The 18,760-nt window shown below is 61.9% G+C and carries 21 protein-coding genes; 8 read left to right on the forward strand and 13 right to left on the reverse strand.

All coding sequences use genetic code 11. From position 1 onward, the window contains the following. Positions 1–23 precede the first annotated feature (23 nt). The gene (locus HU727_RS14280; RefSeq protein WP_186532336.1) at positions 24–815 is read right to left on the reverse strand and encodes a YfaP family protein; all 792 of its coding nucleotides are present in this window, start codon (positions 813–815) and stop codon (positions 24–26) included. 277 nt (positions 816–1,092) lie between these two features. Between HU727_RS14280 and HU727_RS14285 the strand changes: the two genes are divergently transcribed. The 5 genes from HU727_RS14285 (at position 1,093) to HU727_RS14305 (ending at position 7,472) form a co-directional block, all read left to right on the forward strand. Next, the gene (locus HU727_RS14285) at positions 1,093–2,226 is read left to right on the forward strand and encodes a Fic family protein (protein WP_186532335.1); all 1,134 of its coding nucleotides are present in this window, start codon (positions 1,093–1,095) and stop codon (positions 2,224–2,226) included. A 105-nt stretch (positions 2,227–2,331) separates the two neighbouring features. Continuing rightward, positions 2,332–2,574 carry an exodeoxyribonuclease VII small subunit gene (locus tag HU727_RS14290; protein ID WP_003228627.1) on the forward strand — a complete coding sequence of 81 codons (243 nt, stop codon included), beginning with the start codon at positions 2,332–2,334 and terminating at the stop codon, positions 2,572–2,574. Continuing rightward, positions 2,571–3,458, forward strand: a complete 888-nt coding sequence (gene ispA, locus HU727_RS14295; RefSeq protein ID WP_186532334.1) for a (2E,6E)-farnesyl diphosphate synthase — start codon at positions 2,571–2,573, stop codon at positions 3,456–3,458. Before HU727_RS14290 ends, ispA begins: the two co-directional genes overlap by 4 nt. Positions 3,459–3,549: 91 nt before the next feature. Next, complete coding sequence (gene dxs, locus HU727_RS14300) at positions 3,550–5,448, forward strand: 1-deoxy-D-xylulose-5-phosphate synthase (RefSeq protein ID WP_186532333.1); 1,899 nt, start codon at positions 3,550–3,552, stop codon at positions 5,446–5,448. Positions 5,449–5,585: 137 nt separating this feature from the next. After that, on the forward strand, positions 5,586–7,472 hold the full coding sequence (locus HU727_RS14305) for a TonB-dependent receptor domain-containing protein (RefSeq protein WP_186532332.1): 1,887 nt from the start codon (positions 5,586–5,588) through the stop codon (positions 7,470–7,472). A 110-nt stretch (positions 7,473–7,582) separates the two neighbouring features. On the opposite strand, the gene HU727_RS14310 is transcribed toward HU727_RS14305, so the two are convergent. From HU727_RS14310 to nrdR, 12 genes are all read right to left on the reverse strand, one after another. Continuing rightward, positions 7,583–8,383, reverse strand: coding sequence for a cobalamin-binding protein (locus HU727_RS14310; RefSeq protein WP_186532331.1), 801 nt, complete (start codon positions 8,381–8,383; stop codon positions 7,583–7,585). Then, entirely contained in the window at positions 8,383–8,802 is a 420-nt protein-coding gene (locus HU727_RS14315) for an MFS transporter (protein ID WP_186532330.1), read from the reverse strand. The genes HU727_RS14310 and HU727_RS14315 overlap by 1 nt, the downstream gene beginning before the upstream one ends. Continuing rightward, positions 8,799–9,416, reverse strand: coding sequence for a GTP cyclohydrolase II (gene ribA, locus HU727_RS14320; protein WP_186532329.1), 618 nt, complete (start codon positions 9,414–9,416; stop codon positions 8,799–8,801). The genes HU727_RS14315 and ribA overlap by 4 nt, the downstream gene beginning before the upstream one ends. Before the next feature lie 227 nt (positions 9,417–9,643). Next, on the reverse strand, positions 9,644–10,402 hold the full coding sequence (locus HU727_RS14325; protein WP_186532328.1) for a transporter substrate-binding domain-containing protein: 759 nt from the start codon (positions 10,400–10,402) through the stop codon (positions 9,644–9,646). 37 nt (positions 10,403–10,439) lie between these two features. Next, a complete protein-coding gene (locus HU727_RS14330; protein ID WP_186532327.1) occupies positions 10,440–10,943 on the reverse strand; it encodes a phosphatidylglycerophosphatase A family protein in 504 nt (167 codons plus the stop codon). Then, on the reverse strand, positions 10,940–11,905 hold the full coding sequence (gene thiL / locus HU727_RS14335; RefSeq protein WP_186532326.1) for a thiamine-phosphate kinase: 966 nt from the start codon (positions 11,903–11,905) through the stop codon (positions 10,940–10,942). Before thiL ends, HU727_RS14330 begins: the two co-directional genes overlap by 4 nt. Before the next feature lie 18 nt (positions 11,906–11,923). Further along, entirely contained in the window at positions 11,924–12,424 is a 501-nt protein-coding gene (gene nusB, locus HU727_RS14340; protein WP_008081844.1) for a transcription antitermination factor NusB, read from the reverse strand. Continuing rightward, a complete protein-coding gene (ribH, locus tag HU727_RS14345; protein ID WP_186532325.1) occupies positions 12,421–12,897 on the reverse strand; it encodes a 6,7-dimethyl-8-ribityllumazine synthase in 477 nt (158 codons plus the stop codon). The genes nusB and ribH overlap by 4 nt, the downstream gene beginning before the upstream one ends. A 91-nt stretch (positions 12,898–12,988) precedes the next feature. Continuing rightward, positions 12,989–14,080 carry a bifunctional 3,4-dihydroxy-2-butanone-4-phosphate synthase/GTP cyclohydrolase II gene (gene ribBA / locus HU727_RS14350; protein WP_186532324.1) on the reverse strand — a complete coding sequence of 364 codons (1,092 nt, stop codon included), beginning with the start codon at positions 14,078–14,080 and terminating at the stop codon, positions 12,989–12,991. A gap of 32 nt (positions 14,081–14,112) precedes the next feature. Then, positions 14,113–14,778, reverse strand: coding sequence for a riboflavin synthase (locus HU727_RS14355; protein WP_186532323.1), 666 nt, complete (start codon positions 14,776–14,778; stop codon positions 14,113–14,115). Between the two features lie 47 nt (positions 14,779–14,825). Then, positions 14,826–15,959, reverse strand: coding sequence for a bifunctional diaminohydroxyphosphoribosylaminopyrimidine deaminase/5-amino-6-(5-phosphoribosylamino)uracil reductase RibD (ribD, locus tag HU727_RS14360; RefSeq protein WP_186532322.1), 1,134 nt, complete (start codon positions 15,957–15,959; stop codon positions 14,826–14,828). Then, positions 15,956–16,420: a transcriptional regulator NrdR gene (gene nrdR, locus HU727_RS14365; protein ID WP_007910946.1), complete on the reverse strand. Its 465-nt coding sequence runs from the start codon at positions 16,418–16,420 to the stop codon at positions 15,956–15,958. The genes ribD and nrdR overlap by 4 nt, the downstream gene beginning before the upstream one ends. A gap of 128 nt (positions 16,421–16,548) precedes the next feature. On the opposite strand from nrdR, the gene HU727_RS14370 reads away from it, so the two are divergent. From HU727_RS14370 to trxA, 3 genes are all read left to right on the forward strand, one after another. Then, entirely contained in the window at positions 16,549–17,013 is a 465-nt protein-coding gene (locus HU727_RS14370) for a YbaY family lipoprotein (RefSeq protein WP_186532321.1), read from the forward strand. Continuing rightward, the gene (locus HU727_RS14375) at positions 17,010–17,666 is read left to right on the forward strand and encodes a class I SAM-dependent methyltransferase (RefSeq protein WP_186532320.1); all 657 of its coding nucleotides are present in this window, start codon (positions 17,010–17,012) and stop codon (positions 17,664–17,666) included. The genes HU727_RS14370 and HU727_RS14375 overlap by 4 nt, the downstream gene beginning before the upstream one ends. A gap of 182 nt (positions 17,667–17,848) precedes the next feature. Continuing rightward, a complete protein-coding gene (trxA, locus tag HU727_RS14380) occupies positions 17,849–18,721 on the forward strand; it encodes a thioredoxin (RefSeq protein WP_186532319.1) in 873 nt (290 codons plus the stop codon). Positions 18,722–18,760 lie beyond the last annotated feature (39 nt).

The following is an 18,760-nucleotide window of genomic DNA, read 5'->3' on the forward strand; positions in this document are numbered from 1 at the left end:
CGAATTCATCCGTGGCGGGATGCTTAATAGTTGAAAGTCTTGACCAGCAGCAGATCACCGATCGCCCGCAGGGGCACGATGAAGGTTTCGCGTTTTTCGTCGACGGTGTTTTCGTTGAGCACCAGCGTGATTTGCGAGGTGATCACCTCGTTCTGGTTGCTGGTCTCCTCGAAGTTATAGCCGCCGTTGCCGAAGTTGCCCCAATAGTTGACGTAAACCAGATAGATACCGTGCAGCGGCGCGGTCATGGTGAACATTTCGGGGCCGGGGCCATCGACGCCATCCGGGTCGAGACCGCCGCCATTGCTCAGTGCCGGCCGCGCCCAGAACGCATGCTGACCGTCGGGCGTGACAATGTGCAGATCGAGCTCGGCTTTCGGGTCGTCCCAGCCCAGAACAAGACGAATGCGCGCCGGGGTGCGCAGGTTATTGGCTTCGTAAAACTGCACGCGCTTGAGCGATTCGCCGCCTGCACTGATCACTTCAACGCTGTTGGAGCCGGCGCCGAACGCATAGGGCCGCGCAAAACGACCCTGATCGTCGGTGTACAGATTCAACGGATTGCCATTCACGGCGAGACTGTGCGGCGGGCGTACATGGCCCAGCGCCTTGAGCCGGCCCTGGATCATCGTGCGATTACGCTGGACGCCGCGATCGATTGGCGGCGTCGGGTAGGCGACTTGCGGGTTTTCCGAGCGATCGAGCAAGCCGTGATAGCGCCAGCCGCCGACCGGCTCGGACAATTCTGCAGTCGGCGCCGCCCAGAGCGCAGGCGCGCAGGCGAGGCCGATCAGCAGCAAAAGAAATGAACGCATGTGACGCCTCCTGCCATGCCTTGAACGAAACCTTGCGCCCTATCCTCGGCGCTTCGCAGCGATGAAGCTGCGTTCCGTCTGAAAGGCCCATGAGTATCGGGCCGTAGAAGGCGCGAAGATTAGCGATTCGGCAGTTTTTTAACAATCGGATACAGCGGCTGATGCTGTAGGAATCAAGCCAGTCGGGTGGACGGTGAGCCGAATAGTCGTCATATTCGGCTCACCAAATGAGCCGAATATCTTTTTTATTCGGCTCACGCTTCCTCACAGGTGATCAATGACTGCGCATTGGATCTGGCAACAACCCGGTTGGCCCCATTTCAACTGGCAGGCCGAATGCCTCGCACCGCTGCTGCGCGAGTGCGTGCTGACGCAGGGCCGACTCTTGGGAATGGCCGGCTCAGTGGGCGACTCGATGAGCGCACAGAGCGAACTCGATGCGTTGCTTGAGAACATCGTGACCTCTTCCGCCATCGAAGGTGAGCAACTGAATGTCGGCTCCGTGCGTTCTTCTCTGGCCCGACGCCTGGGCCTGGAATGGGCTGATCGCGACAGCGTCAGCCAGCGTAGCGAAGGGTTGGCGCAATTGATGCTCGATGCCACCCACGGCTTCGAGCAACCGCTGACCCTCACCCGATTGCTGGAATGGCACACCTGGCTTTTCCCGGCCGAGGAAGCGATGTTTAGCGCACGGCCTATGCTCGTCGGTACCTTACGCGGCGACGAACCGATGCAGGTGGTGTCCGGACGACTTGACCGGCCAACGGTTCACTTTGAAGCACCACCCCGCCAAGGGCTGGAACAGCAACTCGAGCGATTTTTGAACTGGTTCGAAGCCAGCCGCGATCAGGTTTCGCTGGATCCGCTGTTACGCGCCGGCATCGCTCATTTCTGGTTTGTGACTCTGCACCCTTTCGATGACGGCAACGGTCGTCTGACCCGCACCATCACCGATCTGGCGCTGGCTCAAGGCGAAGCGCAGGCGATCCGCTTCTACGCCATGTCCGCAAGCATTCTCGAGAATCGCGCCGGTTATTACCGGATTCTCGAGTCGAGCCAAAAGGCCACGCTCGATATCACCGATTGGCTGACGTGGTTTTTGCAGACTTTGCTGCGCAGCCTGCAGCAAGCCATCATCCGGATCGACTCGGTATTGAGCAAAACCCGCTTCTGGCAGACGTACCGCGAATCCGACCTTTCAGCGGAGCAGATCAAGGTACTCAATCGCTTGCTCGATGGCGGTGAGCGCGGTTTCGAACAGGGACTCAGCGCCGCGCAGTATCAGGCGGTTGCGAAGGTGTCCAAAGCCACCGCGACGCGACATCTGGCGGAGTTGCTGGACAAAGGCTGCTTGCAACGTTTGCCAGGCGGCGGACGCAGTACGCGCTACAAAATCAACTATCCAGACTGACTCGTCGACCCTTAAGGAGGGGGGTGGCGATGGCCCTCTCATTTGCCCATACCCCCCCTATCTGCTAGTGTCGCGCCGGTTTAACGTCTACCGGAAATTGCCGCCATGGCCCGCAAAAAAGCTGCACTGGATTTCGAACAGTCCCTCGCCGACCTGCAAACACTGGTCGAGCGTCTGGAGAACGGTGAACTGTCGCTGGAAGACTCGCTGACCGCTTTCGAGCAGGGCATCGGCCTGACCCGTGACTGCCAGGCGGCGCTGGCGCAGGCCGAGCAGAAGGTTCAGGTGCTGCTGGAGCGTGATGGCGAGCTCGCCGAAGAACCTTTCGACGCGGAACAGCCAGAATGATTGCAGCGTACACGGCGACCAGCCAGGCGCGGGTCAACGCGGCACTGGAAACCCTGTTCATCGCGCCGTTGCCCGAACTGGCGCGGCTTTACGAAGCCATGCGCTACAGCGTCATGAACGGCGGCAAGCGCGTGCGGCCCCTGCTGGCCTATGCCGCTTGCGAAGCGCTCGGTGGCAAGGCCGAGCAGGCCAACGGCGCGGCGTGTGCCGTCGAGCTGATCCACGCTTATTCGCTGGTTCACGATGATCTGCCGGCCATGGACGACGACGATCTGCGTCGCGGCCAGCCGACCACCCACAAAAAATTCGACGAAGCCTGCGCGATCCTCGCCGGCGACGGCTTGCACAGCCTGGCGTTCAGCGCCCTGCTTGATCCGCGCCTGAGCGATTGTGCCAGTGATATCCGCCTGCAAATGGTCACCGCGCTGTCCCTCGGGGCCGGCCCGGCAGGCATGGTCGGCGGTCAGGCCATCGACCTTGGCTCGGTGGGACTGAAGCTCGATCAGCAGGCGCTCGAACAGATGCACCGGCACAAGACCGGCGCGTTGATTGAGGTCAGCGTGAGGCTAGGCGCCCTCGCCAGCGGTCGTGCCGAGCCGGCGCAACTGCAAGCCCTGCAGACTTATGCGCAAGCCATCGGCCTCGCCTTCCAGGTGCAGGACGACATTCTCGACGTCGAAAGCGATACCGCCACCCTCGGCAAGCGCCAGGGCGCCGATATCGCCCGCGACAAGCCGACCTACCCGGCGCTGTTGGGTCTGGACGCAGCCAAGGACTACGCGCTGGAGCTGCGCGATCAGGCCCTGCTCGCCCTGCGACCGTTTGACGCGGCAGCCGAGCCGTTGCGCGAGCTGGCCCGGTATATCGTCGAGCGGCGCAACTGACGGCGTATCAGCCAAAAAAGACCAACGCGTGGGCAGGGGGCGATGCATCAGGTAAACTGCCGCATCTTCTATACCTATAACGATTCGCCTGATGCCCACGACGTTTCATGAGATTCCCCGCAAGCGCCCGACCACGCCCCTGCTCGACCGCGCGAACACGCCGGACGGCCTGCGCCGGTTAGGCGAAGCCGAGCTGGAAACCCTGGCCGATGAGTTGCGCCTGGAATTGCTCTACACGGTCGGCCAGACCGGTGGGCATTTCGGTGCAGGCCTGGGCGTGATCGAGCTGACCATCGCGCTGCATTACGTCTTCGACACGCCAGACGACCGTCTGTTGTGGGACGTGGGTCATCAGGCGTATCCGCATAAGATCCTCACCGGGCGCCGCGAGCGCATGGCCAGCCTGCGCCAGAAGGACGGCATCGCTGCGTTCCCGCGCCGTTCCGAGAGCGAGTACGACACCTTTGGCGTCGGCCACTCCAGCACCTCGATCAGTGCTGCACTGGGCATGGCCATTGCCGCCCGCCTGCAGGACAGCGATCGCAAGGCCATCGCCGTGATCGGCGATGGCGCGTTGACCGCCGGCATGGCCTTCGAGGCGCTGAACCACGCGCCAGAAGTGAACGCCAACATGCTGGTGATTCTCAACGACAACGACATGTCGATCTCGCGCAACGTCGGCGGTCTGTCGAATTATCTGGCGAAGATCCTTTCCAGCCGCACTTACGCGAGCATGCGCGAGGGCAGCAAGAAAGTCCTGTCGCGCCTGCCTGGCGCCTGGGAGATCGCCCGTCGCACCGAAGAATATGCCAAAGGCATGCTGGTGCCCGGCACCCTGTTCGAAGAACTGGGCTGGAATTACATCGGCCCGATCGACGGCCACGACCTGCCGACGCTGATCGCCACGCTGCGCAACATGCGCGACCTCAAAGGTCCGCAGTTCCTGCACATCGTCACCAAAAAAGGCAAGGGCTTCGCCCCGGCGGAAGTCGACCCGATCGGTTACCACGCCATCACCAAGCTCGAGCCCCTCGACGCCCCGGCCGCCGCGCCGAAGCAAGCCGGCGGGCCGAAGTATTCGGCGGTGTTTGGCGAGTGGCTGTGCGACATGGCTGCGGCTGATTCCCGCCTAGTGGGGATCACCCCGGCGATGAAGGAAGGCTCGGATCTGGTGGCGTTCAGCGAGCGTTACCCCGAGCGATATTTCGACGTGGCGATCGCCGAGCAGCACGCGGTGACGTTCGCTGCCGGCATGGCCTGCGAAGGCGCGAAACCGGTGGTGGCGATCTATTCGACCTTCCTGCAACGCGGTTACGACCAGCTTGTTCATGATGTGGCGGTGCAAAACCTCGACGTGCTCTTCGCCATCGACCGCGCGGGTCTGGTTGGCGAAGACGGCCCGACCCACGCTGGCAGCTTCGATCTGTCGTACCTGCGCTGCATCCCGGGCATGGTCATCATGACCCCGAGCGATGAAAACGAGCTGCGCAAAATGCTCACCACCGGCCATCTGTACAACGGCCCGGCGGCGGTGCGTTACCCGCGCGGCAGCGGCCCGAACGCGACTATCGACAAAGATCTCGAACCGATCGAAGTCGGCAAGGGTATCGTCCGTCGTCAGGGCAGCAACGTCGCGATGCTGGTGTTTGGCGTGCAACTGACCGAGGCTCTGAAGGTTGCCGAAAAACTCGATGCGACCGTGGTCGACATGCGTTTCGTCAAACCGCTGGATGAGGCGCTGGTGCGTGAGATTGCCGGCAGCCACGAGTTGCTGGTGACGATCGAAGAGAATGCAATCATGGGCGGCGCCGGTGGCGCGGTCAGCGAATTCCTGGCGCGCGAGAACATCCTCAAGTCGATGCTGCACTTGGGCTTGCCGGACATTTACGTTGAGCACGCAAAACCGGCGCAGATGCTGGCGGAATGCGGGCTGGACGAGGCCGGGATCGAGGCTTCGGTTCGCGGGCGGCTGGAATTGCTCAACAAGTAAAACGCCATACCCTGTGGGAGCGAGCCTGCTCGCGAATGCGGACTGTCAGTCATCAGTGCTGACTGATACACCGCATTCGCGAGCAGGCTCGCTCCCACATTTGATTTGCGAACACATGAAATACCTACGGATCACCGATGAACCTCTCGCGCCTCGCCCTGCCCTTCCTGCTGCTGCCCGCCGCCAGCGCCCTCGCTGACACATTCGAACGCGATCAGGCGCTGAAGCTGCCGGACATGCTGATCAGCGCCAACCGCCAGGTCGAGGCGCGCAACGACAGCAGCGCCGCCAACACCGTGTTCACCCGCGAAGACATCGACCGCCTGCAGCCGAGCGACGTGCCCGACCTGCTGCGTCGTGTACCGGGTGTGCAAGTGGCGCAGACCGGCGGGCGCGGTAGCTTGCCGGGCATCTACATCCGAGGCACGCAGTCGGCGCAGAGCCTGGTGCTGGTGGATGGCCAACGCATCGGCAATTCCACCTCCGGCGACAGCAATCTGCAGCATTTGAACATCGAGCAGATCGAACGCATCGAAGTGCTGCGCGGTTCGCGCTCGGTGATTTACGGCAGCGATGCCATTGGCGGAGTGATCCAGATTTTCACTCGGCGCGGCACTGAGCAAGGCCTGCAGCCACGCCTGCACCTTGGGTTCGGCAGTCACCAAAGCTGGGAGCGTAGCCTCGGCCTGTCCGGTGGCGACGAGACAACCCGCTTCAATCTTGGCGCCAGCCTCGATGAGACCGCCGGGATCGACCGCACACACGACTCGTATCCTAGCGACGGCGATCACGACGCGTACCGCAACAAATCCCTCAGCCTGAGCCTGAGCCATGCGCTGACCGACGACATTGAGGTCGGCGCCAATCTGCTGGATAACCGCGGCAAGAGCGAGTTCGACAATCCGTTCGGCCGCTTCGACATGAACACGTTCGAGTCGGTGCAGCAGCAGCCTTACAGCGATTTCAATGTCAGCAGCGTCAGCAGTTATGTCGATGCGCGCGTCAACGAAACCTGGAAAACCCGCGTCGAGTTCGGGCATACCGAAAACCGCGAAAAAACTTTCGACAAACTCAGCGACGAGCGCACGGTGTTCAATACCTATCGCGACTCGGTGAACTGGCAGAACGACCTGACGCTGGACGCGCGTAACAGCCTGATCGTCGGCGGCGACTGGTACGAAGACCGGGTCAACAGCAGCACCGCGTTCGACGAAGACAGCCGCTGGAACCGCGCCGCCTTCATTCAGCATCGTTATCAGGGCGACAGTTTCTCCACCGAACTGGGCCTGCGTCACGACGACAACCAGCAATTCGGCAGTCAGAACACCTGGAGCGGCACCTTCACTTTGCCGCTGAATCCGGACAATGACGTGTTGCTCAGCTACAGCGAAGGCTTCCGCGCTCCCACCTTTAACGATCTGTATTACCCGGACTTCAGTAACCCGAACCTGAAACCGGAAACTTCGAAAAGCTACGAGTTGCAATGGCGCAGCCAATTAAGCGATAGCACGCGTCTGGAAGCCTCGATTTACCGCACCGACCTGGAAGACGCGATCATCTTCGGCAGCAACTCGCGTCCCGAGAACGTGGCGTCGGCACGAATCAATGGCTTTGAAGCGGCGCTGAAGCAGGACCTGCTCGGCTGGCAGAGCAATCTCGGTGTGTCGATCATCGATCCGCGTGACCGTGACAGCGGCCACACGTTGGCGCGACGGGCTCGGCGCACGTTGAGCTGGGATCTGGATCGCCAGTTTGACCGACTGAGCCTCGGCGCCAGTTGGCAGGCAGTGAGCAGCAGCTACGACGACCGTGAAAACCAGCAATCATTGGGCGGCTATGCGCTGTTCGGGTTGCGCGGCAGCTGGGCGTTGAGCCGAGAGATCAAGCTGGATCTGAAAGTGGATAACGTTCTGGACAAGGGCTATAGCCGGGCCAATTACAGCTATGAAGGCAGCCAGTATGGCTATCGCGAAGACGGCCGGGCGTGGATGTTCGGGGTGACCTGGACCCCTGAACTCCGATAACTCCAACTGTAGGAGCTGCCGAAGGCTGCGATCTTTTGATCTTGGTTTTGATGGTAAGGATCGCTGAAAACAAGATCAAAAGATCGCAGCCTTCGGCAGCTCCTACATGATCAGCGATCAGAGGCGAGTGATTGGCAAAGCTGCGCGGTCGCCGCGATCATCTGTCCGCTCGGTCGCTCAAGGCCTTTGTCGGTGACCCGCAGCAATCTGCCTTGCTTGACCGCCGCCACCTGCGGCCATGCCCGCCACGCCTCAAGCTGCGCCTGATCACCCGCCAGAATCACTTGCGGATCACGCTGCAATACCGCCTCAATACTCACCTGCGGAGCCGGCAGGCTCAGGTCAGCGAACACATTGCGCGCGCCGCACACTTCGAGCGCATCGCTGATGATCTGGCCGCCACCGACGGTGTACAGCGGCCTGTCCCAAACCTGATAGAACACGCGCAGCGGGGAATCCCGGTGATAGCGCTGGCGCAGTGCATTCAGCTCCTTGCGCAATTCGGCTGCTCGTTTCGCCCCACGCTCAGGGCGCCCGATCTGTTCGCTGATCGCTTCGATTTGCGTCGTGAGTTGCGCCAATGTGTGTGGCTCGGCGACAAAAGTAGGAATGTTCAGGCGCTTGAGTTGGTCCCGCTGGGCGGGGCCGACACTGCCGGGCCAGAGCAACAGCAAATCAGGCTTGAGGCTGAGCAGGCGTTCCATGTCGAGCTGGCCATAACGGCCCACCGACGGAACGTTCGCGATGACGGCAGGCCGTTCGCCGGCGTCCAGCACTCCGACCAGCAAATCGGCCGAGTCCAGCTCAACGACGATTTCAGACAGCGAAGGCGCGAGGCTGACGACGCGCAGGCCAGCCAGCGCAGAACCGCTGACAGCCAGCAGCAGAACCGCCAGCCACAGACGGCGCATCAACCGAGTTGACGCGGAATTCGATAAAGGTAGAACAGCACTGCCGTGGACAGCGCCAGCAGCATCAGCGGCACCGCTTCGAGACCGACGAACACCGCCAGTGCGCCAATCCACGCAGGCAAGGACGCCACGAGAAGCGCCGCACGTCGGCGAGCGGCAAGGGCAATCCATGCGGCCGGTTCATCGTCGGTGTCGAGGGCTTTTTGCGTGGCGATCAGCGCATGCTTGTAGCGACCGAAATACTTCAGACTGACAAACATCGACGCGATGCCGGCGATGAACAATGGCATCGCCAGCACGGGCAGAAGGCCTTCGCCCTCGCCGAACAGCGCGTTGAGCACAAACAGCGGCAGCAGGGCCAGCGCCAGGTATTGCCACCAGGCCACCGACAACCGGCGCCGCACCTGACCGCGGGTCACGCGCGGTCGACCTCGCCTTGATGCTCGTTGCCCATCATGTGGTCGAGCTTGCTGGCTTTGGTCGCCAGATAGAGTTTGTTGTGCGGATTGTGACCGGTGTGCAACGGCACGCGTTCGGCGACGACGATACCCATGTCGGTCATGGCTTTGACCTTGCGCGGGTTGTTGGTCATCAGCCGCAGGGATTTCACGCCCAGGTGCTCGAGCATTGGCAGGCACATGGCGTAGTCGCGCTGGTCGGCGGCGAAACCCAGACGCTCGTTGGCTTCAACGGTGTCGGCACCGCCGTCCTGCAATTCGTAGGCGCGGATCTTGTTCAGAAGACCGATACCGCGACCTTCCTGGCGCAGGTACAGCAGCACGCCACGCCCTTCACGGGCGATCGCCTGCAGCGCGGCCTCCAGTTGCGAGCCGCAGTCACAGCGCTGGCTGAACAAGGCATCGCCAGTCAGGCATTCGGAGTGCAGGCGGCCTAGCACCGGGGCGCCGTCGGCAAAATCGCCCAGGCTGAGGACCACGTGCTCGCGGCCAGTGCTCTCGTCGAGAAACCCGTGCATGGTGAATTGCGCAAAAGGCGTTGGCAGCTTGGAAGCGGCGACAAAAACGACAGGCACCGGTGTGCTCCTGATCTAAAAAAGTCTGAAGATTCGCTGGGCGGCATTGTAACAGCAGGTTCTTACAGACGCTTAGGCTGAATTATCGGGCATAACGATCAAAAAGTTTGATGACAGCCCGGCCAGCACTGCCGCTTCAATGTAGGAGCTGTCGAGTGAAACGAGGCTGCGATCGTTTGATCTGGCTTGTGAACTCAAGATCAAAAGATCGCAGCGTGCCGCAGCGCCTACAAGGATTTGTCTTGACTTCGATTCGAGTCAAACGGATACGGCTGCTTCCATTTCTCGAATATCGGCTTCAGCTCGCCGCTCCTCACCAATTGCTCCATGCGCTGATCGAACAGCGTCATGAGCGAGCGGGCCCGTGGCGTGTTGGCGAAGCACAGATACAGCGGCAACTCGGCGACATGCGTGCGGCGGAAAAGCGAGGGATCCCGGGCACGGCTGAGCACGTAGTCGACCTCGGTCGACGCGTCGATGTAATAGTCGGCGCGTTTATAGGTGAGCATCGACAGGATGCCGGTGCGCCGGATGACTTCGTTGAAACTGCGCACATTGGGCAGGTATTTCTGGTAATCGTAGCCGCGCACCCAGGCCAGTCGGTAGTTGCCCAACGTCTGTGCCGTGGGTGTCGGGCTGCTGGCCAGGCCCAATGCATACACGTGGTCGGTATCGAAATTCCAGCGCGGATACAGCAGGCCGCTGTCTTCCTGAAAATAGGCGCCGACGCAGGCATCGACTTCGGCACGCCGCGCCAGCCCCATGGCGCGCGTGTAGGGTTCGGTGCGGATATCCAGCCTCACTCCGGCCGGCTCGAAGACCTTGCGCAACACGTCCCACCCCAAGCCATGACCGTCGGCGGCGGTGTAGTCTTCCCATTCTTCGCTGGCCAGATGGATGACCGAAGGCCTCGGCATAACTTCGTGCGCACTGGCGACTGTACCCAGCAAAGCCAGAATCAGAAACGCCAACCAGCGTCGAGCCATTCCCAGCCTCCTCACACGGCACCCGGCCCGTATAGGCTCAGACGAAAATCCACACCAGCCCCTGCATCGCCAGCCAGGCGAACACACCGGCCAGCACGTCATCGAGCATGATGCCAACGCCGCCGTGCACATGCTTGTCGATCCAGCGAATCGGCCACGGTTTGAGAATGTCGAAGAAGCGGAAGACCAGGAAACCCGCGAGCAGCCAGTACCAGCCTTCCGGCACCAGCCACAGGGTGATCCACATGCCGACCATTTCGTCCCAGACGATGCCTTCGTGGTCGTGAACCCGCAGATCGTCGGCGACTTTGCCGCACAGCCAGAAGCCGAACAGCATGGTGATGCCGAGCATCAGCCAGTAACCCCAGTCGGGCAGCATCTGCCACAACGGAATAAACGGCAACGCCACCAACGAGCCCCACGTGCCTGGCGCCTTGGGCAGCGTGCCGGAGCCGAAGCCGAACGCGAGAAAATGCCACGGATTGCGCCAGACCGACGGCGGCACGAATTCGGCCGGTACCTGTTTCGGGTGATCTGTCACGGTGTCTCCTGAAAATGTTGGTAGCCGCGGATTTGCGGGGTGATGTCGTGCCTGTCTCGGTCCAGCAGCACCACGCCCTGGCCCTCGCTGACGCGGCCGATCACATGAATCGGCCAGCCGTCGGCCATCAGTGCCGGCAATTCGGCAGATGGCAAGGTGAAAGCCAGCACGTAATCATCGCCACCACTCAATGCCGCACGCTCGGCACCTCGTTGACCGAGAAACGCGACTAATGCATCCGACAGCGGTACGCGCTCGCGTTCAATTTCAAGTTGTACCTTCGATGCCAAGGCGATGTGGCCGCAATCGGCAAGCAAGCCATCAGAGATATCGAGCGCCGAAGTCGCTTTGCCACGCAGGGCCAGACCGAGCGCCAGTTGCGGTTGCGGCGACCAGTAGTGATCAAGCAGCAGCTGGGCGATCTCGGGTTTGGCGTCACGCTGGCCCAGCACCAGCGGCAAGGCACCGGCGGCATTGCCGAGCTCACCGCCGACACACAGCAGATCGCCCGGACGCGCGGCGCTGCGGGTCAGCGCCTGGCCAGCCGGCACCCGACCAAACACGGTCACCGTCAGGCTCAACGGCCCTCGCGTGGTGTCGCCGCCGACCAACGCTACGCCGCAGCTCTGCGCCATGCGGTTCAAACCACGGGCATAGGCTTGCAGCCAATCGGCGGTTACCGTCGGCAAGGTCAGGGCAAGGGTAAAGGCAATGGGCGTGGCGCCCATGGCGGCCAGATCGCTGACCGCGACGGCCAGCGAACGCTGACCGAGCAGAAACGGATCGCAGGGGTCGGCGAAATGCACACCGGCCACCAGCGTATCGGTAGAAACCGCCAACTGCTCCCCGCCGGGCACAGCCAGCAAGGCGCAGTCGTCGCCGATCCCCAGTGCAACGCCTTCGCCGCCCTGCGCACATGGCGCGGCGGCAAAGAAATTGCGGATCAGCTCGAACTCACCCATAGGACTATCAAGCGCGGATCAGCGCTTGAACGCCTTGACTTCAGCTTCACGCAGGCGCGGGGCCAGCTTGTCGAGCACGCCGTTGACGAACTTGTGACCGTCGGTGGAACCGTAGACTTTCGCCAGTTCGATCCCTTCGTTGATCACAACGCGGTACGGCACGTCAACGCGCTTGAGCAGCTCCCAGGTCGACAGGCGCAGTACGCACAGTTCAACCGGGTCCAGCTCTTCGATGGTCAGATCCAGACACGGCGCCAGCGCAGTGTCGATCTCGGTCAGACTGGCCGGAACACCGTGCAGGATGTCGTGGAAGTAGCTGGCATCGGCGAAGGTGAAATCGTTATCGACACGAAACTGCGCTTCGATTTCGTTCAGCGAAGTACTGGCCATGTGGCGCTGGTACAACGCTTGAGTCGCCAACTGACGGGCAGCGCGGCGCTTTTCGCTTTTCGAAGGCTTGCCGGCGTCCGTTGGACGCGGATCGCGCGGGTTGAAACGATCGCTTTCGTCGCTAATCACTTGGCCTCCAACTGTGCCAGCAGGCTGACCATTTCCAGAGCGGACAAGGCAGCTTCGGCACCTTTGTTACCGGCCTTGGTGCCGGAACGTTCGATGGCTTGCTCGATGGAATCAACGGTCAGGACGCCGAACGCGACCGGTACGCCGAATTCCATGGACACCTGGGCCAGGCCCTTGGTGCACTCGCCCGCCACGTATTCGAAGTGCGGGGTGCCGCCACGAATGACCGCGCCGAGGGCGATGATCGCTGCGAACTCGCCTTTCTGGGCGACTTTCTGCGCAACCAGCGGGATTTCGAAGGCGCCCGGTGCGCGGATGATGGTGATGTCGTCTTCGCTCACGCCGTGGCGAACCAGGGCATCAACGGCACCGCTGACCAGGCTTTCAACCACGAAGCTGTTGAAGCGGCCCACTACCAGAGCGTAGCGGCCTTTGGGGGCGATGAAGGTACCTTCGATGGTCTTCAGGGTCATTCGTCAGTTCTCTTAAAGAGCCGGGACGCGTCAGCTACGCGTCCCTCAGTGATTTATTTGCCGCGAATTGAAGTCCGCAAACAGCCGGTCATTATTCGGAGGGCACGTATTCTACAACTTCCAGATCGAAACCGGATATCGCATTAAATTTCATCGGTGCGCTCATCAGGCGCATTTTGCGCACACCGAGGTCCCGCAGGATCTGCGAACCGGCACCGACGATGCTGTAAGTGGTCGGTTTTTTCACCGGCGCCTGATCAGCGGTTTCACGGATATGCGCCAGCAGCACGTCGCCATCGAGCGGGTGACCGAGCAGCAGCACCACACCGCTGCCGGCCTCGGCTACCGCGGCCATGGCGGCGCGCAGGCTCCAGCGGCCGGGTTGCTTGACCATCAGCAGGTCACGCAGCGGGTCCATGTTGTGCACGCGAACCAGGGTCGGTTCTTCGGCGCAGACATTGCCCAGGGTCAGGGCCATGTGCACATCGCCTTCCACGGAATCACGATAGGTCACCAGGTTGAATTGGCCCAGTTCGCTGTCCAGTGGCTGCTCGGCAATCCGCTGAACGGTACGTTCGTGGATCATCCGGTAGTGAATCAGGTCGGCAATGGTGCCGATCTTGATGTTGTGTTCGGCAGCGAAGGCTTCAAGTTCGGCGCGACGGGACATGGTGCCGTCGTCGTTCATCACTTCGCAGATCACGCCGCTTGGCTCGAAACCGGCCATGCGCGCCAGGTCGCAAGCCGCTTCGGTGTGACCGGCGCGTGCGAGGGTGCCGCCGGCCTGAGCCATCAGCGGGAAAATGTGGCCCGGGCTGACGATGTCTTCGGCTTTCGCGTCTTTGGCGGCAGCTGCTTGCACCGTGCGGGCGCGGTCGGCAGCGGAGATACCGGTGGTCACGCCCTCGGCCGCTTCGATCGAAACGGTGAACTTGGTGCCAAAACCGGAACCGTTGCGCGGCGCCATCAATGGCAGCTTCAACAGTTCGCAGCGCTCACGGCTCATCGGCATGCAGATCAGGCCACGGGCGTGCTTGGCCATGAAGTTGATGTGCTCAGCCTGGCAGCACTCGGCGGCCATGATCAGGTCGCCTTCGTTCTCGCGGTCTTCGTCATCCATGAGGATGACCATCTTGCCTTGGCGGATATCTTCAACCAGTTCTTCGATGCTATTGAGCGCCACAAGGCACCCCCTTTCTTTTGAAATTTTGAGCTTCAGGATTTGAGGTAGCCGTTTTGGGCCAGAAAGCTTTCGGTAATAGTGCCGCCGGCAACGGATTCGGCGGCCTTGTCGCCCAACAGCAGACGCTCCAGATAACGCGCCAGCAAGTCGACCTCCAGGTTCACACGGCGGCCCGGCTTGTAGGACGCCATGATGGTTTCGCTCAAGGTGTGCGGAATGATCGTCAGCATGAACTCGGCGCCATCGACTGCGTTCACCGTCAGGCTGGTGCCGTCGACGGTGATCGAGCCTTTATGGGCGATGTATTTGGCGAGGTCTTTCGGCGCGCGAATGCGAAATTCCACGGCGCGGGCGTTATCGCTGCGCGAGACCACTTCGCCGACGCCATCGACGTGACCGCTGACCAGGTGGCCGCCGAGGCGCGTGGTCGGGGTCAGGGCTTTTTCCAGATTGACCGGGCTGCCGCTTTTCAGGTCATTCATGGCGGTGCAGTCGAGGGTTTCGCGGCTGACATCGGCGGCGAAGCCGTTGCCCGGCAACTCGACAGCGGTCAGGCAAACGCCATTGACCGCGATGCTGTCGCCCAGTTTGACGTCGCTCAAATCAAGCTTGCCGGTGTCGACATGGACCCGCACATCACCGCCCTTGGGGGTCAGTGCGCGGATACTGCCGATGGATTCGATGATGCCGGTGAACATGGGGTTCTCCTTGAGAACTGGGCCAGCGCAAACGCAATGGCCGGGAATTATACGCTTGCCGGCGGGAGCGCGATGGCAGTGACTCGCCAGTCATCGCCCACCGCGCGGATTTCAGTGATTTTCAGCTCGGGCGCGTCCTTCATGTGCGCCAGCGGCCAGTCCAGCAACGGACGCGCCGTAGAGCCGAGAAACTTGCCGGCGATGAAGATCACGAATTCGTCGACCAGCCCGAGCTGGGCAAACGCCCCGGCAAGACGCGGTCCGGCCTCGACCAGCACCTCGTTGACGCCACGATTGCCGAGTTCAATCAGCAACTGGCGCAAATCGACCTGCCCGTCATCACCCGGCACGATCAGGCATTCCGGGCCATTGGCATATTGTTCTTCAACCGCCACACACGTCGCGACCAGCGCAGGCCCCGCCCTGAAGAACGGCGCGTCGAGCGGCACCCGCAGGCGTCCGTCGATCAGCACTCGCAGCGGCGGGCGACTCATGGCCAGCGCGGTTTGCGCGGCATCCAGCCCCAGCTCTTCGGCACGAACGGTCAAGCGCGCGCCGTCGGCGAGCACCGTGTCGGCGCCGGTCAGCACGACGGCCGCCTGTGCACGCAAGCGCTGGACTGCCGAACGCGCCGCCGGGCCGGTGATCCACTGGCTCTCACCGTTCTCCATCGCCGTGCGCCCGTCGAGGCTCATGGCCAGTTTGACCCGCACGAACGGCAAGCCGAGTTCCATGCGTTTCAGGAAACCTTCATTGAGCTTGCGCGCCTCAGCTTCCAGCACACCGCTATGAACTGCGATGCCTGCATCGGCCAGACGTTGCAGACCTCGCCCCGCCACTTGCGGGTTCGGATCGCGCATCGCGGCAACCACCCGTGCGACACCGGCATTCACCAGCGCATCGGCGCACGGCGGCGTACGCCCGTGGTGGCTGCAAGGTTCGAGAGTGACGTAAGCGGTCGCGCCCCGGGCCAGTTCACCGGCGGCGCGCAAGGCATGGACCTCGGCATGGGGTTCGCCGGCGCGCTCGTGCCAGCCTTCACCGACGATCTGTCCGTCGCGCACCACAACACAGCCGACCCGTGGATTGGGGTGGGTGGTGTAATGACCCTTGCGCGCCAGTTCCAGCGCGCGGGCCATGAAATGGGCGTCGAGGATCGCCTGCTCGGCGGCGGTGGTCATTCTTTCACCGGTTCGCGGGCGAGGCGGTCGATCTCTTCGCGGAATTCATTGAGGTCCTGGAAGCGCTTGTACACCGAGGCGAAACGGATGTACGCCACTTCATCAAGCTTTTGCAGTTCGGCCATCACCAGCTCGCCGACCACGAGGGATTTGACCTCGCGTTCACCGGTGGCGCGCAGCTTGTGCTTGATGTGGACGAGAGAGGACTCGAGGCGCTCGACGCTCACCGGACGTTTCTCCAGGGCGCGTTGCATGCCGGCGCGGAGTTTTTCTTCGTCGAACGGTTGGCGGCTGCCGTCAGTTTTGATCAGGCGCGGCAACACCAGTTCGGCCGTCTCGAACGTCGTGAAACGTTCGCCGCAGGCCAGGCATTCACGCCGGCGGCGCACCTGTTCGCCCTCGGCGACCAGACGCGAGTCGATGACCTTGGTGTCGTTGGCACCGCAGAAGGGACAGTGCATGGTGGCTGGCAACAAAAAATGGGAGGGCCATGGTAGCGCATCCCCGTGGCAAGACAAGCCATAGGCTTTGCGGTATACAGAACGGCATGATCGTCTGATCCATGGAATTCATTCTGCCGGAGCCTCCAATGCCGTTACGTCCGCTCGTTTTGCTCAGCCTTTTCAGCCTGTTGGTGGCCTGTGGCAGCGATGCACCCAAGCCGCAACCGCCGACGCCAGGCCCCGCGCCCGCGCAAGCACAGAAAAAAGCCAAGGAGGCCGCCGAACTCGGCCCGCTGCCCGCGCATCAGCGCGAACTGAGCGGCACCCTGCAAGGCGTGCCGGCTGGCGCCGAAGTCGAACTGGCGCTGCTGGTGATCGACGACAAGGACCGCCCGCAACAACTGCTCGCCAGCTCCAGTCTGATCGGCAATAACCAGATCCTGCCGTTTCATCTGCGTTTCAACCCCGAGGCGTTTCCAGTCGGTGCCCGGGTTGAACTGCGTGGCCGCGCCAGCCAGTCCGGCCAACTGATCCTGCACCTGCCCTCGCAGACCATTACCCAGCCAACGACGCAGGCGCTGGGCCAGCTGCAATTCGTCAAAGCCCCATGAATGCACCGCTCGACCTGCAACAGGCGTTGGGTGCGTTGCTCGGTGACGCCAGACTGAAAGCCTGCGCGTTGCCGGACACCGATTTGCAGTTGTGGCTGATCGATGGCGACAACATGGCCCGCGAATTCAGCCAGGAAGAAATTCAGCGCATTCTGCACGAGCCACCGTATTGGGCTTTCTGCTGGGCCAGCGGTCTGGCGGTGGCACGCTATCTGGCGGCGTTTCCCGAATGGGTGCGCGGCAAACGGGTGCTGGATTTCGGCGCAGGTTCCGGGATTGCCGGGATCGCAGCGGTGAAAGCCGGGGCGCTGGAAGTGGTGGCCTGTGACCTCGATCCGTTGGCAATCGCCGCATGCAGGGCAAACGCCGAGCTCAATGATGTGCAGATGAGTTACTCATCGGACTTTTTTGCCGAAGCGGATCGCTTTGACCTGATTCTGGTGGCCGATGTCCTGTATGACCGGGCGAACTTGCCACTGCTCGATGCGTTTCTCAGTCGCGGGCGCGAGGCACTGGTCGCGGATTCGCGGGTCAGGGACTTTCGTCATCCGCTGTATCAGCGCATGGAAATGCTCCAGGCGATGACCCTTCCCGATCTCGCCGAGCCGGAAGAATTTCGGCATGTCAGCCTGTACCATGCGCGGCGCGGTTAAGAGCTTCGCGAGCAGGCTCGCTCCCACATTGGATCTGTGGCGTTTGCAAGTCTCGTGTGGGAGCGAGCCTGCTCGCGAAGGCGCCATCCGGGGGGACACATCTCCAAAACCTGCCCCGCTTCCGGCTACATCCCACCAAGCCTTATAGTTGCACCATCTAGGCTTTTTTGACGAGATCCCCCATGAGTGAGCAAACGCCGTACATCTTCGACGCCACGACGGCTGATTTCGACCAGTCAGTGATCGAAGCATCCTTCAACAAACCGGTGCTGGTGGATTTCTGGGCCGAATGGTGTGCGCCCTGCAAGGCACTGATGCCGATGCTGCAAGGCATTGCCGAGAGTTATCAGGGCGAGTTGCTGCTGGCCAAGGTCAACTGCGACGTCGAGCAGGACATCGTTGCGCGCTTCGGCATTCGCAGCCTGCCCACCGTGGTGTTGTTCAAGGACGGTCAGCCGGTCGATGGCTTTGCCGGCGCACAACCGGAATCCGCCGTGCGCGCCCTGCTTGAGCCTCACGTGCAGATGCCACCAACGGCCGCCGCCGATCCGTTCGAACAGGCTCAGGCGTTATTTGACGAAGGCCGTTTCGCCGACGCCGAAGCGGCGCTGGTGGTCTTGCTCAACGACGACAACTCAAACGCCAAAGCGCTGATCCTGTATGCACGCTGCCTGACCGAACGCGGCGAACTGGACGAAGCGCAAACCGTGCTCGATGCGGTCAAGAGCGATGAGCACAAAGCCGCCCTCGCCGGTGCCAAGGCGCAGATCAAATTCCTCGGGCTCGCCCGCGATTTGCCGGACGCCGCCGACCTGAAAAGTCGTCTGGCACAGAACCCGCAGGACGATGAAGCGACGTATCAACTGGCGATCCAGCAACTGGCGCGCCAGCAGTACGAAGCGGCGCTCGATGCGCTGCTCAAGCTGTTCATTCGCAATCGCAGCTATGGCGAAGGGTTGCCGCACAAGACCTTGCTGCAGGTATTCGAGTTGTTGGGCAATGATCATCCGCTGGTGAACGTGTACCGGCGCAAGGTGTTTGCGGCGCTTTATTAAAGTCAAAAGATCGCAGCGTGCCGCAGCTCCTACATTGGG

Source organism: Pseudomonas khorasanensis (assembly GCF_014268505.2).
Classification (GTDB): Bacteria; Pseudomonadota; Gammaproteobacteria; order Pseudomonadales; family Pseudomonadaceae; genus Aquipseudomonas; species Aquipseudomonas khorasanensis.

What these genes read in the sequence shown, in the direction of transcription:
- HU727_RS14280 (WP_186532336.1), bottom strand. Translation starts at nt 815, where the DNA reads ATGCGTTCATTTCTTTTGCTGCTGATCGGCCTCGCCTGCGCGCCTGCG.
- HU727_RS14285 (WP_186532335.1), top strand. Translation starts at nt 1,093, where the DNA reads ATGACTGCGCATTGGATCTGGCAACAACCCGGTTGGCCCCATTTCAAC.
- HU727_RS14290 (WP_003228627.1), top strand. Translation starts at nt 2,332, where the DNA reads ATGGCCCGCAAAAAAGCTGCACTGGATTTCGAACAGTCCCTCGCCGAC.
- ispA (WP_186532334.1), top strand. Translation starts at nt 2,571, where the DNA reads ATGATTGCAGCGTACACGGCGACCAGCCAGGCGCGGGTCAACGCGGCA.
- dxs (WP_186532333.1), top strand. Translation starts at nt 3,550, where the DNA reads ATGCCCACGACGTTTCATGAGATTCCCCGCAAGCGCCCGACCACGCCC.
- HU727_RS14305 (WP_186532332.1), top strand. Translation starts at nt 5,586, where the DNA reads ATGAACCTCTCGCGCCTCGCCCTGCCCTTCCTGCTGCTGCCCGCCGCC.
- HU727_RS14310 (WP_186532331.1), bottom strand. Translation starts at nt 8,383, where the DNA reads ATGCGCCGTCTGTGGCTGGCGGTTCTGCTGCTGGCTGTCAGCGGTTCT.
- HU727_RS14325 (WP_186532328.1), bottom strand. Translation starts at nt 10,402, where the DNA reads ATGGCTCGACGCTGGTTGGCGTTTCTGATTCTGGCTTTGCTGGGTACA.
- thiL (WP_186532326.1), bottom strand. Translation starts at nt 11,905, where the DNA reads ATGGGTGAGTTCGAGCTGATCCGCAATTTCTTTGCCGCCGCGCCATGT.
- ribH (WP_186532325.1), bottom strand. Translation starts at nt 12,897, where the DNA reads ATGACCCTGAAGACCATCGAAGGTACCTTCATCGCCCCCAAAGGCCGC.
- HU727_RS14355 (WP_186532323.1), bottom strand. Translation starts at nt 14,778, where the DNA reads ATGTTCACCGGCATCATCGAATCCATCGGCAGTATCCGCGCACTGACC.
- ribD (WP_186532322.1), bottom strand. Translation starts at nt 15,959, where the DNA reads ATGACCACCGCCGCCGAGCAGGCGATCCTCGACGCCCATTTCATGGCC.
- nrdR (WP_007910946.1), bottom strand. Translation starts at nt 16,420, where the DNA reads ATGCACTGTCCCTTCTGCGGTGCCAACGACACCAAGGTCATCGACTCG.
- HU727_RS14370 (WP_186532321.1), top strand. Translation starts at nt 16,549, where the DNA reads ATGCCGTTACGTCCGCTCGTTTTGCTCAGCCTTTTCAGCCTGTTGGTG.
- HU727_RS14375 (WP_186532320.1), top strand. Translation starts at nt 17,010, where the DNA reads ATGAATGCACCGCTCGACCTGCAACAGGCGTTGGGTGCGTTGCTCGGT.
- trxA (WP_186532319.1), top strand. Translation starts at nt 17,849, where the DNA reads ATGAGTGAGCAAACGCCGTACATCTTCGACGCCACGACGGCTGATTTC.